This window comes from Olleya sp. KKT75, from assembly GCF_055635485.1.
The window spans coordinates 2,030,356-2,047,581 of sequence record NZ_CM145759.1 but is presented as its reverse complement, the minus strand read 5'-3'; the positions used below and the strand labels follow the sequence as shown (position 1 = coordinate 2,047,581).

At 32.8% G+C, this 17,226-nt stretch carries 17 protein-coding genes; 11 read left to right on the top strand and 6 right to left on the bottom strand.

Features of this window, described 5'->3' with window-relative positions; translation table 11 throughout:
* Window positions 1-197 precede the first annotated feature (197 nt).
* From ACZ2G2_RS08955 to ACZ2G2_RS08940, 4 genes are all read left to right on the top strand, one after another.
* Window positions 198-1,478 (top strand): hypothetical protein, encoded by a 1,281-nt coding sequence (locus ACZ2G2_RS08955; RefSeq protein WP_470391867.1) that lies wholly within the window; start codon window positions 198-200, stop codon window positions 1,476-1,478.
* 160 nt (window positions 1,479-1,638) lie between these two features.
* The gene (locus ACZ2G2_RS08950) at window positions 1,639-2,190 is read left to right on the top strand and encodes a hypothetical protein (RefSeq protein ID WP_470391866.1); all 552 of its coding nucleotides are present in this window, start codon (window positions 1,639-1,641) and stop codon (window positions 2,188-2,190) included.
* Between the two features lie 131 nt (window positions 2,191-2,321).
* Entirely contained in the window at window positions 2,322-2,867 is a 546-nt protein-coding gene (locus ACZ2G2_RS08945) for a hypothetical protein (protein WP_470391865.1), read from the top strand.
* 612 nt (window positions 2,868-3,479) lie between these two features.
* Window positions 3,480-4,148 (top strand): DUF6624 domain-containing protein, encoded by a 669-nt coding sequence (locus ACZ2G2_RS08940; protein ID WP_470391864.1) that lies wholly within the window; start codon window positions 3,480-3,482, stop codon window positions 4,146-4,148.
* A gap of 75 nt (window positions 4,149-4,223) precedes the next feature.
* Here ACZ2G2_RS08940 and ACZ2G2_RS08935 read toward each other — a convergent pair whose 3' ends face one another.
* The gene (locus ACZ2G2_RS08935; protein ID WP_470391863.1) at window positions 4,224-4,916 is read right to left on the bottom strand and encodes a uracil-DNA glycosylase family protein; all 693 of its coding nucleotides are present in this window, start codon (window positions 4,914-4,916) and stop codon (window positions 4,224-4,226) included.
* Between the two features lie 151 nt (window positions 4,917-5,067).
* Between ACZ2G2_RS08935 and ACZ2G2_RS08930 the strand changes: the two genes are divergently transcribed.
* Window positions 5,068-5,205: a 30S ribosomal protein THX gene (locus ACZ2G2_RS08930; protein WP_090841487.1), complete on the top strand. Its 138-nt coding sequence runs from the start codon at window positions 5,068-5,070 to the stop codon at window positions 5,203-5,205.
* Here the strand turns inward: ACZ2G2_RS08930 and ACZ2G2_RS08925 are convergent.
* The 4 genes from ACZ2G2_RS08925 to ACZ2G2_RS08910 all read right to left on the bottom strand — a co-directional run bounded on the left by ACZ2G2_RS08925 (window position 5,195) and on the right by ACZ2G2_RS08910 (window position 8,171).
* On the bottom strand, window positions 5,195-5,533 hold the full coding sequence (locus tag ACZ2G2_RS08925) for a hypothetical protein (RefSeq protein ID WP_090841489.1): 339 nt from the start codon (window positions 5,531-5,533) through the stop codon (window positions 5,195-5,197). The genes ACZ2G2_RS08930 and ACZ2G2_RS08925 overlap by 11 nt on opposite strands.
* Window positions 5,490-6,248, bottom strand: a complete 759-nt coding sequence (gene yaaA / locus ACZ2G2_RS08920; RefSeq protein WP_470391862.1) for a peroxide stress protein YaaA — start codon at window positions 6,246-6,248, stop codon at window positions 5,490-5,492. Before yaaA ends, ACZ2G2_RS08925 begins: the two co-directional genes overlap by 44 nt.
* Window positions 6,249-6,567: 319 nt before the next feature.
* The gene (locus ACZ2G2_RS08915; protein WP_272023837.1) at window positions 6,568-7,605 is read right to left on the bottom strand and encodes an RluA family pseudouridine synthase; all 1,038 of its coding nucleotides are present in this window, start codon (window positions 7,603-7,605) and stop codon (window positions 6,568-6,570) included.
* Between the two features lie 2 nt (window positions 7,606-7,607).
* Window positions 7,608-8,171, bottom strand: a complete 564-nt coding sequence (locus tag ACZ2G2_RS08910) for a PASTA domain-containing protein (RefSeq protein ID WP_090841495.1) — start codon at window positions 8,169-8,171, stop codon at window positions 7,608-7,610.
* Between the two features lie 126 nt (window positions 8,172-8,297).
* Between ACZ2G2_RS08910 and ACZ2G2_RS08905 the strand changes: the two genes are divergently transcribed.
* Genes ACZ2G2_RS08905 through coaD form a run of 3 tightly spaced genes read left to right on the top strand, consistent with a single transcriptional unit; the run spans window position 8,298 to window position 10,388 of the window.
* On the top strand, window positions 8,298-9,272 hold the full coding sequence (locus tag ACZ2G2_RS08905) for a D-alanine--D-alanine ligase (RefSeq protein ID WP_282068787.1): 975 nt from the start codon (window positions 8,298-8,300) through the stop codon (window positions 9,270-9,272).
* Between the two features lie 38 nt (window positions 9,273-9,310).
* Entirely contained in the window at window positions 9,311-9,919 is a 609-nt protein-coding gene (locus tag ACZ2G2_RS08900) for a hypothetical protein (protein ID WP_101203776.1), read from the top strand.
* 10 nt (window positions 9,920-9,929) lie between these two features.
* Window positions 9,930-10,388: a pantetheine-phosphate adenylyltransferase gene (gene coaD / locus ACZ2G2_RS08895; RefSeq protein ID WP_101203787.1), complete on the top strand. Its 459-nt coding sequence runs from the start codon at window positions 9,930-9,932 to the stop codon at window positions 10,386-10,388.
* A gap of 189 nt (window positions 10,389-10,577) precedes the next feature.
* Here the strand turns inward: coaD and ACZ2G2_RS08890 are convergent, their stop codons facing one another.
* Window positions 10,578-12,239 (bottom strand): SulP family inorganic anion transporter, encoded by a 1,662-nt coding sequence (locus ACZ2G2_RS08890; protein WP_470391861.1) that lies wholly within the window; start codon window positions 12,237-12,239, stop codon window positions 10,578-10,580.
* 95 nt (window positions 12,240-12,334) lie between these two features.
* Here ACZ2G2_RS08890 and ACZ2G2_RS08885 point away from each other — a divergent pair, with 95 nt between their 5' ends.
* The 3 genes from ACZ2G2_RS08885 (at window position 12,335) to ACZ2G2_RS08875 (ending at window position 17,226) form a co-directional block, all read left to right on the top strand.
* Window positions 12,335-14,068, top strand: a complete 1,734-nt coding sequence (locus ACZ2G2_RS08885) for a M14 family metallopeptidase (protein WP_470391860.1) — start codon at window positions 12,335-12,337, stop codon at window positions 14,066-14,068.
* Between the two features lie 78 nt (window positions 14,069-14,146).
* Window positions 14,147-15,673, top strand: a complete 1,527-nt coding sequence (locus ACZ2G2_RS08880; RefSeq protein ID WP_470391859.1) for a GNAT family N-acetyltransferase — start codon at window positions 14,147-14,149, stop codon at window positions 15,671-15,673.
* Window positions 15,674-15,780: 107 nt separating this feature from the next.
* Window positions 15,781-17,226: a RimK family protein gene (locus ACZ2G2_RS08875; protein WP_470391858.1), complete on the top strand. Its 1,446-nt coding sequence runs from the start codon at window positions 15,781-15,783 to the stop codon at window positions 17,224-17,226.

Genomic DNA, 17,226 nt, shown 5'->3' with positions numbered 1-17,226 from the left:
AACATTTATTTTATATTTGAGGAGCATTTGCTATAAAAATACGTAGTTATACGTATTATAAATAGCACTTATATACTTTAGTTTAGTAATCCTAAACTTTGGACTAAACCTCCTGATATCCTGACATATTTTAGGGATATCAGGAACTTTAGTCAATATAATACTAGTTGGCAATAATATAAAACCGAAACCAATTAATGATAGACTACTCTATTGAAAACTTAAAGGAACAAATATTCCATTCTAAAACTAAAGAATATTTTGACGAAGTAATTCAGACTTATTATACCAATTGTTATAGGTCTTCTGTTGTAATGCTTTATTCGGTTGTAATTTGTGATTTAGTTTTTAAATTACAAGATTTACGAGATGTCTATTCTGATTCTACAGCAAAAAAAATTCTATTGGAAATAGAAAAAATCCAAACTGACAACCCAAAATCACCTGATTGGGAAAATAAGTTGGTTGAATTAATTGGAGAAAGAACATCAATGCTCGAAATGTCTGATATTGAAAATATCAATCAACTTCAAAAACATAGGCATTTGTCTGCACATCCTGTTTTAAATCAAACATCGATTTTATTTAAACCCAATAAGGATAATGTAAAATCTCATATCAGAAACATTTTAGAAGGTGTTTTAATAAAACCACCCATTTTATCGAAAAAAATATTTAGCGAACTAATTGTTGATATTGCTGAAAATCAATATCGATTTTCAGATAATAAAGAACTAGAGAGATATTTAAATTATAAGTATTTTAAAAACTTAAGACAAGAATCTCTTAATGATATTTTTAAAAAACTTTGGAAATTTGTTTTTAAAACTGACAATGATGATTGTAATAAAAATCGTGATATAAATTATCGAACAATTGAAATAATAGTTTCTTCAAATGTTAACGAAATATCTAAGGCTATAAAGAATGAAGAAAATCATTATGACAACATTCTGAGAGGAGAATCAACCGAATATCTAATTGATTTATTATTTAAATATCCAAAGCTTTATAAGTCTTTGAGTGACATTAACAAAGCTTCTATAGAATATGAAATTAAAAATTCCCACGATTTTCAATTATTAAGTTGGTTTACCTATGACTCTTTTGCTGAGTATATTCTAGAAGTAACAAGAGTATTCAAAGAAGCAACTTCTTTTATTATTTCTCATAGTAATCTAAGAATGGTTAAAGATTTAGCAAAAGACTATAATTTGAAAAAAGAATTTTTAGACTTATCTATTGTTATTTTTTCTAAAAGTAAGTCATTTAACAATGCAGATAATAATTTTTGGTACGCTATTGAACCTTATTTAGAGGATTTCACTAATGAACAATTAGTCGAAATAGCAGATGCCACTAATAATAATTATCAAATTTGTCAAAGAAATGCTTCTTCAAGAGATAGCAGGAAGGTTAAAGAAGTATTAGATAGAAAACATCCAACATTTGATTATTCGAACTATCATAACTTCTAAAAAAATACTATTGCCAACACCGTATATAATTTATTGCTAGCTTATTGCCTACTTACGAAAGTCCTCGCGGACTTTCTTGGTTGGTAATTATTTACTAAATTAGTTGCTTAAAACACGTAACAAACCATATACAAACCGTTAGGTACAATTTGGATAAACATTGAGAATAGGAAAAAAAATATTACTAATTTTAGGTTCGACTATAATAATCGGGCTAATATATTTTATAGATAAATCAGACAGAGGACTACTCTATTCCGAATATATTCCTGTCGAAGAAATATCTGAATTCTATTTACACGAGAATAATGACAAGATTCAAGAATCGTTCGAAAAAAACTTCAGAAACCCTAAATATGAATTTCCTCGTAGTATTGTAAAAAAGATAAAGATTTTAGATAACGTTCCGCTTTTAAGCAGATTGACTTCACAGACAATATCCGAAAAAAACAAAATAGATTTTATTTTAGAATTCTTTAATAATCCACAAAATTTTGATTGGGGAGAAACCACTTGGTCAATAAATGAATCTGAATATATTTTCCGTTTCTACAACGAACAAAATGACGAAATCGGAAAGGTTTGGTTGTGTTTGAAAGGTTGTGGAATGACTGACGCTCGACCATTCTCACCGAATATGAAGTTCGGAGGATTAAGTGAATTGGGGAAATTCAGAATGAATGAGTTATTAAATAAAATAATCAAACTCTGAAATAAAAACTGCCCCTTACAACGTATAAAAATAACGCTTAGTTTAGTGCTTATTCAAGAGCTAATGTTATTTTGCTGCGCCTAAATTTCCTTCGGAAAATCCTCGCATACAAACCCACAACTATTGATTAAATGAAACGCATAATAACTTTCATATTTCTTATTCCGATTTTATTCTCTTGCAAACAAAAAGATATAATTGATTATAGAGCACCTTTTAAAATCAATCGGAATTTGAATTGCGAATTACTGATTAAAAAAGGGTATGCTCGCATTTACGGAGAAGACGCAGTACTAATTGGTAAAAATTATTTTGATACATTAATTTATTACCAAATTGATTATCCTATCAAAAAAATTGAAGACTATCAGAATAATCCTGACATAGAAAATTACTTGTCAACTAGAAAAGAAAAAAGTCTCTGCGAAAACGGAACAGTTTATTGGCGAAACTTTAAACTCCAATTAGACAGCGTGAACGCTTTTGATTACAAAAATAAAATTGACACGAATAAATATAAAGTGCTCAAAGAAACATACGGAAAACGTAACTCTGAGTACATTAGAGATTCATACCAAGTAGTCAATGTAATAGACAAAGACACCTTTAATTGTTCAATAACTAAAAGTGATGGCATCTGGTTATTCCAAAGCACTATCCAAATTACAACGCAATAGCGTGGTACAACACCGTTTAAAAATAATTTTGATTTAATGCTATATCAAAGGTAGTTGCGTGTTTGTATTGTTAGAATCTCTTTAGGTAAATCATAATACACAAAACTGAACTATTATAACAGCATGACATAATCTAACAAATTTGAAAAGTAACATTGTTTATGTTTTATAGACTAATAGTTTAAAAGAATATTTTAACAAGAACCTCACTTATTACTTAGTTATGAAACTCAATGATTTTTTTAAAGAAAAAATGTTTCTCCTAATCATATTCGACACCTATTTTTGGTGACTTAGGAGATATAATTGCCGATATTTTTAATTTAAATAATACAATGGGTTGGAAGTTAGATATCCTGAATACTCCTATAGACTGGATTTCTGGATTAATACCGCTTTCATTTCTTATTTGTTACGGCATTATGAACTTACTAAAAATAAATACTAATTTATTTTTCTCTAAATTACATCTTATCCTAATAGCTTTAAGTTCAATACTGTTTAGTTTTACAGATATTGATTTTACGATAATATATTTGTCATTAGGAATTTCTGTATTAATATTTATAACTAATATTTTTATTTCATTTACAACTCACAAACATCTAAAACATGACTAAACACATAGTAATACTACTCTTTTTTAGCTTGTTTTTAAGTTGCAAAACAGATGTAATAACAGCATCTGAAAGAAAAGAAATCATAACCGAATTAAACGCCATAAACGCTATTGACCAACAATATGCAGGCATCCCACCAAAAGCACTTACAGAAAAATATGGACGTGATAAAGCATGGGCCATTTTTGAAAACAAAAGAGATAGTATTGGCATAATAAATCAAGGAAAGATCAAAAAACTATATAACACCTATGGTTATTTAGGTTATAAAGAGATTGGAGAAAGCGCATCGCAAGATTTTTGGATAGCAATTCAACACGCGGATAACGATATTAAATTTCAGCAAGAAATGCTAAAGGCATTAAAAAAGGAAGTTTTAGAAAACAACGCGAGTAAAGTGGAATATGCTATGCTTGAAGACAGGGTACATGTAAATTTAAATAAAAAGCAAAAATTTGGTACGCAAGTAGCTTACAATACATCAGGACAAGCAATTCCTAAAATTGGTTTAATAGACACGATTAATATTGAGCAATTAAGAAAAGACTATGACCTTCCTCCTTTTCGCGACTATTATAATCGCATGACTATAAATCATTTTAAAATGAATAAACAAGTCATGTTAGACAGAGGCATAACGGAACCTAAATTATACGATTAAAAAGCCCTATAACAGTATTACTCTAAAACGCACTACATAATCCTATTTACACTATTTAAAGCCATTAAAAACACCCTAAAGAAACTCACGATACTGCATGACTCTAAAATCAAACGTATTAAATTTTGGATTGGCTGCTTTTAGTTGTTTGTATAACGGATTACTACCAATAGCGATGTTTGCTGCTCCGGATCCTGAGGTTAAGGATACGGTTTTAATTAATCTTGGTTTGAGTAAGTTTGGTTGGGTTGCTGTAGTTTCAGGACTTGGTAATACAAACTGATGTATTTTGGGTGTTATTTTTGAGACTAATTCTAATTTTAGATTGTAGTCTTTGATGTGTCTTCTAAAAAAATATTCTGGCCCGTTTTTACTGTTTCCACCTGTAAACAACAAGGTGTCTACTGCAGGATATTTATGCAAATAGCCAATTAGGTCTCTTAGTTTAATATTAGTCATTCCTAGATCTGACGCATCAATTTTTTCGCGTTCTGCACTATCCACAATATCACAAACCCCTATTTTTTGTTGTATTAAAAAGGCTTTTCTTTGGTCTATTGCTTCTTGAGAGTTATCAAAACGCAATCCTAAATCATGTATTTTATCTATAAACAACCATAAGCTATTATAATAACTACCGTAGCAAAAGTCTACATCTTTTTCTAGTAACTGTCCTGTTGTAAAACGCGGTGGTGGTAAGGTACCTACAATTAATTTTGTGGTGTCCTTTTTTATAAAGGGTTGGTATGGATGTTTGTGTTTAAACATAGTTTTTAGCTATTAAAGTCTGTTAGTCCGGCAAACTTTATAACAATTTTAGGAGTATTACTTTGGCTAAAAATAGTCCTTTTTGTATCTTAAAATCAGTATTTAAAACTAATTATTTGCACTAGCGTGCCAATTAAAATAAAAACAAACTATGGGTAAAGGAGATAGAAAATCAAAACGAGGAAAAATTAACCGCGGTACTTTTGGTGTTAGACGCCCACGTATTAAAAAACGTGTAAGACCAGAAACTAAAATTAGTTTAGACAAAAAGGGTACGGTTAAACCTTAAACCTATCCCCTATTTTTTTTCCTATGACGTAAGCACCATAAATGGCTAATAGCAATATTACTATGGTGCAAAATATGTAAAGTGGATATAAAATAACATGGTGTGCAGAGTTAAGACAAAAGGTGTCTGTAATACATACAGTAACCTCTTGATCGTACAGCATTGGCAATAAAAAGCTAACTACTAATAGCACACCAATTACAGAGAACAAATACATGACGTTTTTGTTCTTTTTTGTTTTTCCGGTAGCCTTAAATAAATTACGTTGGTCTTTGGTACGTTTGTTATCTTGTAAAGACCAAGTCTTTTTGGGTTGAGAGGTTTCCATCAAATTGATAGTTATTATAGTTAAATTGTTTTAAATCGTCTATTGTTTTTGCATTGGTATCAATAACAAATTTAGCCATTAAACCACGTGCTTCTTTAGCATAAAACGATATTATTTTTAGCTTCCCATTTTTAAACTCTTTAAAGTTAGCGGTTACAACCGGTACTTTTAGTGCTTTGGTGTCTATAGCCTTAAAATACTCGTTTGACGCTAGGTTTAAAAACAGCTCGTCATCCTCAAGCTCTTCGTTTAAAGCTGCTACGATGTCTTTTTCCCAAAACTCGTATAAATTTTTATTGCTTCCTACGGGTAACTTTGTTCCCATTTCTAAACGGTACGGTTGTATTAAATCCAATGGTTTTAACACCCCGTAAAGCCCTGATAAAATCCTAACTGTGTTTTGGGTTAACGCTAACTTATCCTCTGGGATATTGTAGGCGTCTAGTCCTTTATAGACATCTCCGTTAAACGCATAGATGGCAGGTCTGGCGTTGTCTTTAGTAAATGGTATGGTCCAGTCTTGATTACGGTCGTAATTAAGCTGTGCTAACTTGTCGCTAATACTCATCAATTTTGATAGGTCTTGCGGCGTTTGCCTTTTTAATACCGTATTTAATTTTTTAGATTGCGCTAAAAACAAAGACTGAGTTGTTTTTGTTGTTGGCAATTTAGATTCAAAATCAAGGGATTTTGCTGGAGATATAACTAGTTTCATGATGTGTTTAATTTACTATTGGAGTCCCATTGTTTTGCAATGTTACTGCTTTGTATATAGTACGTTAATACATACCATAACTTATTGTTTTACTTATCACGAAATTACGAATTACACTTTGGTTATAAAAGCTGAATCTATAGTAATTTACAATACTAAAATTTGATTTTACTATGATGTACCGTGTTGCGTTAGGGATAGTAGTGGCATCCTTTTTTTGCTGCCATAAATGGCAAAAAAAGATATAACGGATAGCGCGACCCTTATCCTGATTTTTTTTCAGGATAAGGGTAACGTCCAAAATATCTTAGACTAGTTATTATTCCATGTGTTTTGAGTAACCTCTCCACTTTTCGATACAGTTTGCTATATCTTCTGGGATTGGAGACTCAAAGCTCATAAACTTATTTGTTGTAGGGTGTACAAATCCTAATGTTTTTGCATGTAGGGCTTGACGTGGTAATACTTTAAAGCAGTTATCTACAAATTGCTTGTATTTTGTAAACGTGGTCCCTTTTAAGATTAGGTTTCCGCCGTAACGCTCGTCATTAAATAAAGTATGTCCAATATGTTTCATGTGCACACGGATCTGGTGTGTACGTCCGGTTTCTAACTTGCAAGTTACTAAGGTTACATATCCTAAACGCTCTATAACTTTATAGTGTGTTACTGCGGGTTTACCTTTGTCTGCTTCGTCGTCAAAAAACACGGTATTTTGTAGTCTGTTTTTTGGGTGTCGTCCAATGTTACCTTCTATGGTCCCTTCTTCCTCGTCCATATTACCCCAAACTATGGCTACGTATTCGCGCTCGCTAGTTTTGGCTTTAAATTGCGCAGACAGATGCGCCATAGCAACTTCTGTTTTTGCTACAACTAACAATCCTGAGGTGTCTTTGTCAATCCTGTGGACTAATCCTGGACGGTCACTAGAGTTGTTTGGTAGGTTATCAAAATGGAATATTAATGCGTTGATTAACGTCCCAGAGTAATTACCGTGTCCTGGATGCACAACCATACCTGCTGGTTTATTGACTACCAATAATTGGTCGTCTTCATAAACAACATCTAATGGTAAATCTTCTCCTACTAGAAGATTCTCGTGCGGTGGATAGGCTAAACGTACTGCAATAGCATCGTCCGGCTTGACCTTGTAGTTTGATTTTACAGGCACCTCATTAACAAATATGCTTCCATTTTTGGCAGCATCTTGTATTTTGTTACGTGTTGCGTTTTCGATTTTGTTCATCAACCATTTGTCTATTCGTAATGGTTTTTGACCTTTATCTGCAACAAACGTGTGATGCTCGTACAACGTTCCTTCTTCTTCTTCTGGTAATTCTGGTGTATAGTCGTTCATAATTAGTTACCTCCTGGACGATTACCGTTACCTAAAACCACATCAATTTTTGATGTTTTTGGTAATTTTGTATTAGGCTCTAAAACACTGCCATTATAACGTAGTCCTAAGACCATGTCTTTACCAATATTATCTATGTAGGTTGTTTTTCCAACTTGAAAACCTAAGGCTTCTATCATTGGTCTAGCTTGCCTAAACGACTTTTGGCGTAAATCAGGCACTGCTATTTTACGGTAGCCAGAGGGATTTAAGGTGATATATATTTTACGGTTTTCCTTTACTTGCTCACTAGCTTTCGGGTCTTGATCTATCACAGAAAACTTTGGGTAATCTGGATTAAAATTAGCAGAATCTTGAATTTGCATGACCAAATTATTTTCATCTAACTCTATCTGAGCAACTTCTATGGATTTTCCTTTTAAATCTGGCACAGTTTGAAACTCGCCATTATTGGTTGTAATGTCCAACCATTTTAAGATTAAAAATCCAATTACAAACAAAGCAACTATAGCAATTGCTAATTGTATAAAAAACGCTTTACTTTTAAGAAAACTGATCACACTCATTTAACTAATTTTTGTAGGCAAATATATAAAAACTAAAAGGTTTTATCTTCGGAATAAAATAAATGATATTTTTACAAAACGAATATTATACTACTTTATTGGATATCTGATATAATTTAGATTTAAATGAAAAAAAACATTGCCATAATAATGGGAGGTTATTCTAGCGAATACAAGATCTCTCTTAACAGCGGAAACGTTGTATATCAAAATTTAGACAACACTAAATACATTGGTTATCGCATACATATTTTTAAAGACAAATGGGTGTATGTTGATGCTAATGACACTGAATTTACAATTGATAAAAACGATTTTTCTGTTACTGTAAATGACACAAAAATAACGTTTGACTGTGTGTTTAACGCCATACATGGTAGTCCTGGAGAAGATGGTTTTATGCAAGGTTACTTTGCCTTGATAAATATGCCACAAACTAGCTGTGACATGTATCAAGCGGGTTTAACCTTTAATAAAAGAGACTGTTTAAGTGTTTTAAAACCTTACGGAATTTTAACCGCTGAGAGTTATTACCTTAATCTTGGAGATGTTATTAATGAAACTGAAATTGTTGCCAAAGTAGGCTTACCTTGTTTTGTAAAAGCAAATAAAGCTGGTAGTAGTTTTGGTATTAGTAAAGTGCATAAAAAAGAAGATTTACAACAGGCTATTGACGTTGCGTTTAAAGAAGATGATGAGATTATAATCGAATCGTTTTTAGATGGTGTAGAAGTATCTGTTGGTGTGATTACTTATAAAGGTGAAACTAAGGTATTACCGATTACAGAAATTGTAAGCGAGAACGATTTTTTTGACTACGAAGCCAAATATTTAGGCAAATCTCAAGAAATTACGCCTGCCAGATTAACAAAAACACAAGAAGAACAGGTCAATACCGTTGCAAAAAAGGTCTATGAGGTTTTAAAAATGAAAGGGTTTTCTAGAAGTGAGTTTATTTTTAAAAATGGCGAACCACATTTATTAGAAATGAATACCATTCCTGGATTAACAACTGCTAGTATTTTACCTCAACAAGCACAAGCTGCCGGGATATCCATGCAAGACTTGTTTAGCAGTGCTATTGAAGAAGCTTTAAAATAAAAAGCATATATTTAAATACTAACCAAACCACTATACACATGATTTTTTACGGAAGCAAAGCCTCTAAAATAAAAGAAGGCACTCTAAGCAATACAAAATGTCCGGATTGCGAAGATGGACGCAGTATGCGTTATACCATTTTTGGAAAATATGCCTATTTATATTGGATCCCGATGTTTCCGATTGGTAAAGAAAACATACTAGAATGTACTAGCTGTAAAAGGACGTATAAACTAAAAGAGCTTCCTAATCAGGTTAAAGAAAAATTTAAATTAGAAAAAGCAGATGCTAAATATCCACTTTGGTATTTTAGTGGCTTAGCTGTTTTAGCTGTTATTATTGCTTTTTTAGTGTATTCTGGTAAACAGAATGCCGAAAACGAAAAACGCTACATAGAAGATCCTGCTGTAGGTGATGTTTACGCATTAGAAACACCACAAAAAGGATATTATAGTACAATGAAGATTAACAAAATTACAACCGACAGTATTTTTGTAATTTATAATGACATGTCTATTGATAAAAAATCAAAGACCTACAAAATAGACAAACCTGAAAATTATAATACAGAATTTGATGGATACTCAAAAACTGAGATAAAATCTCTTTTTGCAAACGGAACCATCTACGATGTTGACAGAGACTAAAAAACAAAACATGAGACGTGCACTTTTCCCTGGATCTTTTGATCCGATCACCCTAGGTCATTACGATATTATTAAACGTGGTATCAAACTTTTTGACGAAGTTATTGTTGCTATTGGTGTTAACTCTGAAAAAAAATACATGTTTTCTTTAGAAGAAAGAAAACGCTTTTTAGAAGATACTTTTAAGGACGAACCAAAAGTAAAAATTGTAACCTACAAAGGCTTAACTATAGATTTTTGTAAAGTTGTAGATGCCCAATTTATTTTACGTGGTTTGCGTAATCCTGCAGATTTTGAATTCGAAAAAGCAATTGCACATACCAACCGTAAACTTTCTAAAATTGAAACCGTGTTTTTGCTAACTGCTGCAAGAACAAGTTATATCTCTTCTTCTATTGTTAGAGAAGTTATTAGAAACAATGGAGACTACACGGTTTTAGTACCAGATAGTGTTAGGACTAATAATTAGGCATTAGGCATTAGGCATTAGGCATTAGGCATTAGGCATTAGGCATTAGGCATTAGGCAAAACTAAAAAAAGCATCACGATTTAAATCATGATGCTTTTTTTTTAGTTAAGAACGAGTCCTTTTCCCTTTTAACTTCTGCCTTCTGCCTTCTGCCTTCTGCCTTCTGCCTATTTAAAGACAAAACAGATCTAAAACTTATATTCTGACAAAGGCTTAGGGAAATCCTCAGGATTAGCTGCTAAATGGTATCTAGGATCGTCTATATCTTCTACAACCACTTCTCTAAACTTAGGGTTAGATTTATATAGTAATACTTTACAATCTTCGCTTAAATGCTTTAAACGGATTTGCTTACCTTCTTTCTCATACTTTTCTACTAGATTAAAAATAGCTTCTAAAGCGGAATGGTCGCTTACTCGAGATTCGACAAAATCTATCTCCACTTTATCAGGATCGTTTTTAGCATCAAACTTCTCATTAAATGCTTGGATACTTCCAAAAAATAATGGTCCCCAGATTTCATAAATCTTAGTTCCATCTGCTTTGATACGTTTTCTTGCTCTAATTTTAGTTGCGTTTTCCCATGCAAATACTAATGCTGAAATAATTACTCCAATAAATACAGCCACTGCTAAATCTACAAACACCGTTACTAAAGATACTGTAATAAGCACCACTGCATCAGACTTAGGTATTTTTTTTAATATTCTAAAACTTGACCATGCAAATGTTTCAATAACCATCATAAACATGACACCAACTAGCGCTGCAATTGGCACCATTTCTATTAACTGATCAGCAAATAATATAAACGATAATAATGTTACCGCCATCATGATACCAGATAGTCTTCCACGTCCACCTGCATTAATATTAATAACTGTTTGACCAATCATACCACAACCACCAGTACCACCAAATAGACCAGACACAATATTTCCGGCACCTTGTGCGACACATTCTCTGTTTCCATTACCCCTAGTTTCTGTTAACTCGTCCACTAAATTCATAGTCATTAAAGACTCAATTAATCCAACAGATGCTGCTAAAAACGCAGGTATTGCAATAAACTTTAAAGTATCTAAATTAAACGGTAATTTCTCCCAAAGCTCCATATTAGGTGTTGGAAATTCTCCTTTTAAACCTGTACCACCACCTTCAACAATATAAGATCCAACGGTAGACACATCCATATTAAAACCAATAACTATTAAACTAGTCACCAATATTGCAGTTAATGCTGCTGGCAATTTTTTAGTTATTTTAGGTAATCCCCAAATAATACCCATAGTTAGTACTACTAAACCAATCATGATATATAATTCAGACCCTTGCATATAAGTACTAATGTATTCCTTTACTCCTGCATCAGAAATTTGTAATGATTTATGAGAGAACATTTTTACTTGTGCCATAAAGATTACAATAGACAACCCGTTTACAAACCCCATCATTACTGGATGCGGAATCAAACGCACAAAACGTCCTAGTTTAAAAACACCTGCTAATATTTGAATCACTCCCATTAAAACCACACAGGCCATCAGGTAGAAAAACCCCATATTTTCAATAGGCGTATCCATCAACATTCCTTTGGTATGTCCATCGGCAATCATAGTCACAAAAATAACTGCCACTGCTCCTGCTGCTCCAGATATTAAACCTGGTCTACCTCCAAAAATAGCTGTAATTAAACCTATAATAAAAGCACCTGACAATGCCATTAATGGATCAATTTGCGCTACAAACGCAAACGCTACCACCTCTGGAATCATAGCTAGAGACACTGTTATCCCGGCTAAAACATCATCTTTTGCATTCGGAATTATCTTTCTAATAAACTCAGTCATATCTTCAATTTTTCAAGCTGCAAAAGTACGTTTAATTACAACAATCACAAGTCTATAGTATTATATTTGTGTAACCACTTTTTAAAAAACTACCAATGAAAAAAATATTAGTCCTTTTAATTTTAATCGTTTCTTGCAAACCATCCACTAAGACTAACTATGATTTTGAAACTGTTTTCGAAAAATCTAATGGATTAGAAACAGCGACTTACCAACAGACTATTACCTTTTACAAAAATTTAGCATCGACTTACCCTTCAATATCTATAGACTCTTTAGGTCAAACAGACTCCGGAAAACCATTACATATAGTAACTTTAAACCCTAATGGCAATTTCAATTTTGAAAACATCAAAAAGGACAAGCGCATCTTACTAATTAATAACGGAATCCATCCTGGAGAATCCGATGGTATTGACGCTACAATGCTATTATTTAGAGACATTGCGGATGGTACTATTGCAATCCCAAAACATACCGTGTTAACTACAATCCCGATTTATAATGTGGGTGGAAGCTTAAACCGAAACACAGGCACAAGAACCAATCAAAACGGACCAAAAGCATATGGCTTTAGAGGTAATGCTAGAAACTATGATCTAAACAGAGATTTTATAAAAAGTGACACTAAAAACGCCAAGACATTTGCACAGATTTTTCATTTAGTACAACCTGATGTTTTTATTGATAATCACGTTAGTAATGGTGCAGATTACCAATACACCCTAACCCATTTATTTACACAACACAACAAACTAGGTGGCGCATTAGGAGACTATTTACACAGCAAGATGCAACCTAACTTAGAACATAAATTAGCTGATAAAAAATGGGACATCACACCTTATGTCAATGTTTTTAATACGGTTCCCGAAGCTGGATTTAGTCAATTTATGGACAGCCCGCGCTACTCCACTGGATACACAACATTATTTAACACCTTGGGCATGATGGTAGAAACACACATGCTTAAACCCTATAAGCAACGTGTAGAAGGGACTTATGAGTTAATGAAATCTATGATAGAAATTATAGAAGAAGACCATGAGCAAATAAAAACACTACGCCTAGAGGCGAATAAAAAATTGTTGGCTAAAACAACTTACCCATTACAATGGGAAATTGATACTACAAAAACCACAACATTACAATTTAAAGGTTTTGAAGGTCACAGAATACCAAGTAATATTACCGAAGCCGATCGTTTAAAATACGACGTAAACAAACCTTTTACAAAACCTGTTGCCTATCAGAACTACTTCAAACCTAGTGTTGAGGTTAGCATTCCAAAAGCCTACATTATACCTCAAGGTTGGTGGCATGTTATTGAACTTTTAAAGTTGAATAATGTAGCACTAAAAACGCTAACCAAGGATACAACTATAACGGTACAATCTTATAAAATTGATGCGTTTGAAACTAGAACAAGAGCTTATGAGGGACATTACCAACATTATAATACTTCCATAAAAGCCTCAGAGGAAGACATTCTTTTTAGAAAAGGAGATTTTCTAATTGAAACCAATCAAACGGCATTTAGATATCTAATTGAAACTTTAGAACCTCAAGCTCCAGATTCATTTTTTAACTGGAATTTCTTTGATACAATCTTGCAACAAAAAGAAGGATTTTCGCCTTACGTTTGGGAAGATAAAGCCGAATTATTATTGGCGCAAAATCCAAAACTTAAAATAAATTTCAATCTTAAAAAATCGTACGATAAAGACTTCGCAACTAACTGGTACTCACAACTAGACTGGTTGCACAAACAGAGTCCAAATTACGAGAAATCACACTTACAATATCCTGTTTTCAGAGTGGAAAAATAAATGTAAAAAATATTTTTTTTAGTTGTTTTTTCAATTTGTTTTTATACTACATTTACTATACAAATCAAGTAAATAAAAATGAACCCACAAGACATTGAAAATATAGAATTAGCATATCTAACTCTAGATGATTATCAAGAGTTAAAAGAGGCTATGCAAGAAGCATATAAGTCTATGCCTAATTTATATTGGAGAGAACATCAAATTAAAACCTTAATAGACAAGTTTCCGGAAGGACAAGTTGTTATTAAAATCAACAACCAAATTGCAGGTTGTGCATTATCTATAATAGTAGATTACGATAGAATTGAAGAAGAACACACCTACGAGGATATTACAGGTAATTACTCTTTTAACACACATACCAAATCTGGAGATGTGCTTTATGGTATTGATGTTTTTATAAAACCTAAATTTAGAGGATTACGTTTAGGGAGACGTTTGTATGATTACAGAAAAGAATTATCCGAACAACTTAACCTAAGAGGTATTGTTTTTGGCGGTCGTATTCCAAACTACCACAATCACCAAGATAAAATGACGCCGAAGGAATACATGGATAAAGTGAAGCGTAAAGAAATCCATGATTCTGTTTTAAACTTTCAAATATCAAACGACTTTCACCCACTACGTGTTTTAAAAGGCTACTTAGAAGGGGATAAAGACTCTGGAGAATTTGCGGTGCTTTTAGAATGGGATAATATTTATTACAAAAAACCATCTAAAAAAGCAGCTACCAAGAAAAAAGTAGTGCGTTTAGGTCTTATACAGTGGCAAATGCGTTTGTATAAGGATTTGGAAGAATTAATGCAACAAGCCGAATATTTTGTGGATGCCGTATCTGGATACCGTTCTGACTTTGCGTTATTCCCTGAGTTTTTTAACGCGCCTTTAATGGCTACCAACAACCACTTACCGGTATCTGAAGCTATTAGAGAATTAGCAAAACATACGGATGAGATTGTACAAAAATTTTCAGAATTAGCGATTTCATACAACATCAATATTATTACAGGAAGTTTTCCAGAAATGAAAGACGACCTATTATATAACGTTGGATATTTATGTAGACGAGATGGAACATTAGAACGTTATGAAAAATTACACGTCACACCTGACGAAGCTAAAGTTTGGGGTATGCAAGGTGGTAACAAACTACAGGCATTTGATACCGATTGCGGAAAAATAGGAATTTTAATTTGCTACGATTCTGAGTTCCCTGAGTTAAGCAGATTATTAGCTGATGAGGGTATGGACATATTATTTGTTCCGTTTTTAACGGATACACAAAATGGGTATTCTAGAGTCCGTCACTGTGCACAAGCACGTGCTATAGAAAACGAATGCTATGTTGCTATTGCAGGTAGCGTTGGTAACCTACCAAAAGTACACAACATGGACATCCAATATGCGCAGTCGATGGTGTTTACGCCTTGTGATTTTGCGTTCCCTGCAAATGGTATAAAAGCAGAAGCTACAGCAAACACAGAAATGATTTTAATTGCAGATGTAGACATAGATTTACTACGTGAATTAAACCAATTTGGTAGCGTTAGAAACCTAAAAGACAGACGTAAAGACATTTTCAGCTTGACTAAAAAATAGGCTTTACTATTTATTAAAAAATTAACTAAACTGGTTTTACTTTTTGTAAAACCAGTTTAAAAATAATATAACTTTACTTATAATTTATATCGCGATCATCGCATAAAATGAACAAATACATTGTTGTCAATCAACCTGAAAAATGGCATTTTTCGATTGAGAATATTACGGTAATTTCTTCTCAAGACTATCTTACCAATCCTAAGTTTTCACTTTTAAAAAAAGCGAGAATATTTAACCTTTGCAAAGACTACAGCTACCAATCTAAAGGGTATTACGTATCTTTATTAGCAGAAGCCAGAGGTCATTTAGCCATTCCTACGGTTAGAAACATTGTAGATTTAAAAACTTTAAAACTCGTTAAAATTGTATCGGACGAGTTTGATGATGTTATCCAACAAAGTTTAAAAAGTATTAAATCAAGAGAATTTACATTGAGCATCTATTTTGGACAAAATGTAGCTCAAAAATATAAAGAGCTAAGCAGCTTATTCTATAAACATTTTCAAGTGCCTTTTTTACGTATTAAGTTTCATCATAACAACAAATGGAACATACAAAGTATTAAAGCCATTTCAGAATCCGAAATCCCAGCGGATCATATCGAAAGTGTCAACGTATTCGCCAATCAATATTTTGCAAAAAAACGTTACGACACACCTAAATTAGCGACTTCTGATTTCGATTTAGCTATTTTAGTTAACCCAAACGACCCCGCGCCTCCAAGCAACGCCAAAGCCTTAAAAAAGTTTATTGATATTGCTGAAAAAATGAATATTTATGCCGAAATCATAGAACCTAAAGACTTAAGTCGCCTATCGTCTTTTGATGCTTTATTTATTAGACAAAGTACAGAAGTTAATAATGAAGCCTATGCTTTTGCTAGAAAAGCACAACAAGAAGGACTTGCAATTATTGATTATCCCGAAGCCATTTTAAAATGTTGCAACAAAGTGTATATGGCAGAGGCTTTGAACAATGCACATATAGCAACACCAAAAACAGTCATTGTACACAAAGAGAATAGAGCATTAGTTTTAGAACAAGTTGGGTTACCATGTGTTTTAAAAGCACCAGATAGCACGTTTTCGTTTGGTGTAAAAAAAGCAAAAACAGCAGCAGAATATGATACTTTAGTCTCTGAAATGCTTAAAGAATCAGACTTAATTATTGCGCAAGAGTTTTGTCCATCTGATTACGATTGGCGCATTGGAATTATAGATGATGTGCCTTTTTATGCCTGTAAATACTATATGGCAAAAGGACATTGGCAAATCTATAATTGGAATGCCGATAAAAAAAACGATCAAGATGGTGACGCAGATTGCCTACCAATAGAAGACGTCCCAAAAACAGTTATCACTATGGCTATAAAATCGGCTAAACTGATGGGGAAAGGTTTATATGGTATTGACATCAAAGTGGTAAACAATACACCAATGGTTATTGAAATTAATGATAACCCTAACATTGACTTTGGAGTAGAAGACGCCTTTTATGGTGATCTAGTCTACACAAAAATATTGAATGCTTTAAAAAAAAGATTGGAATAA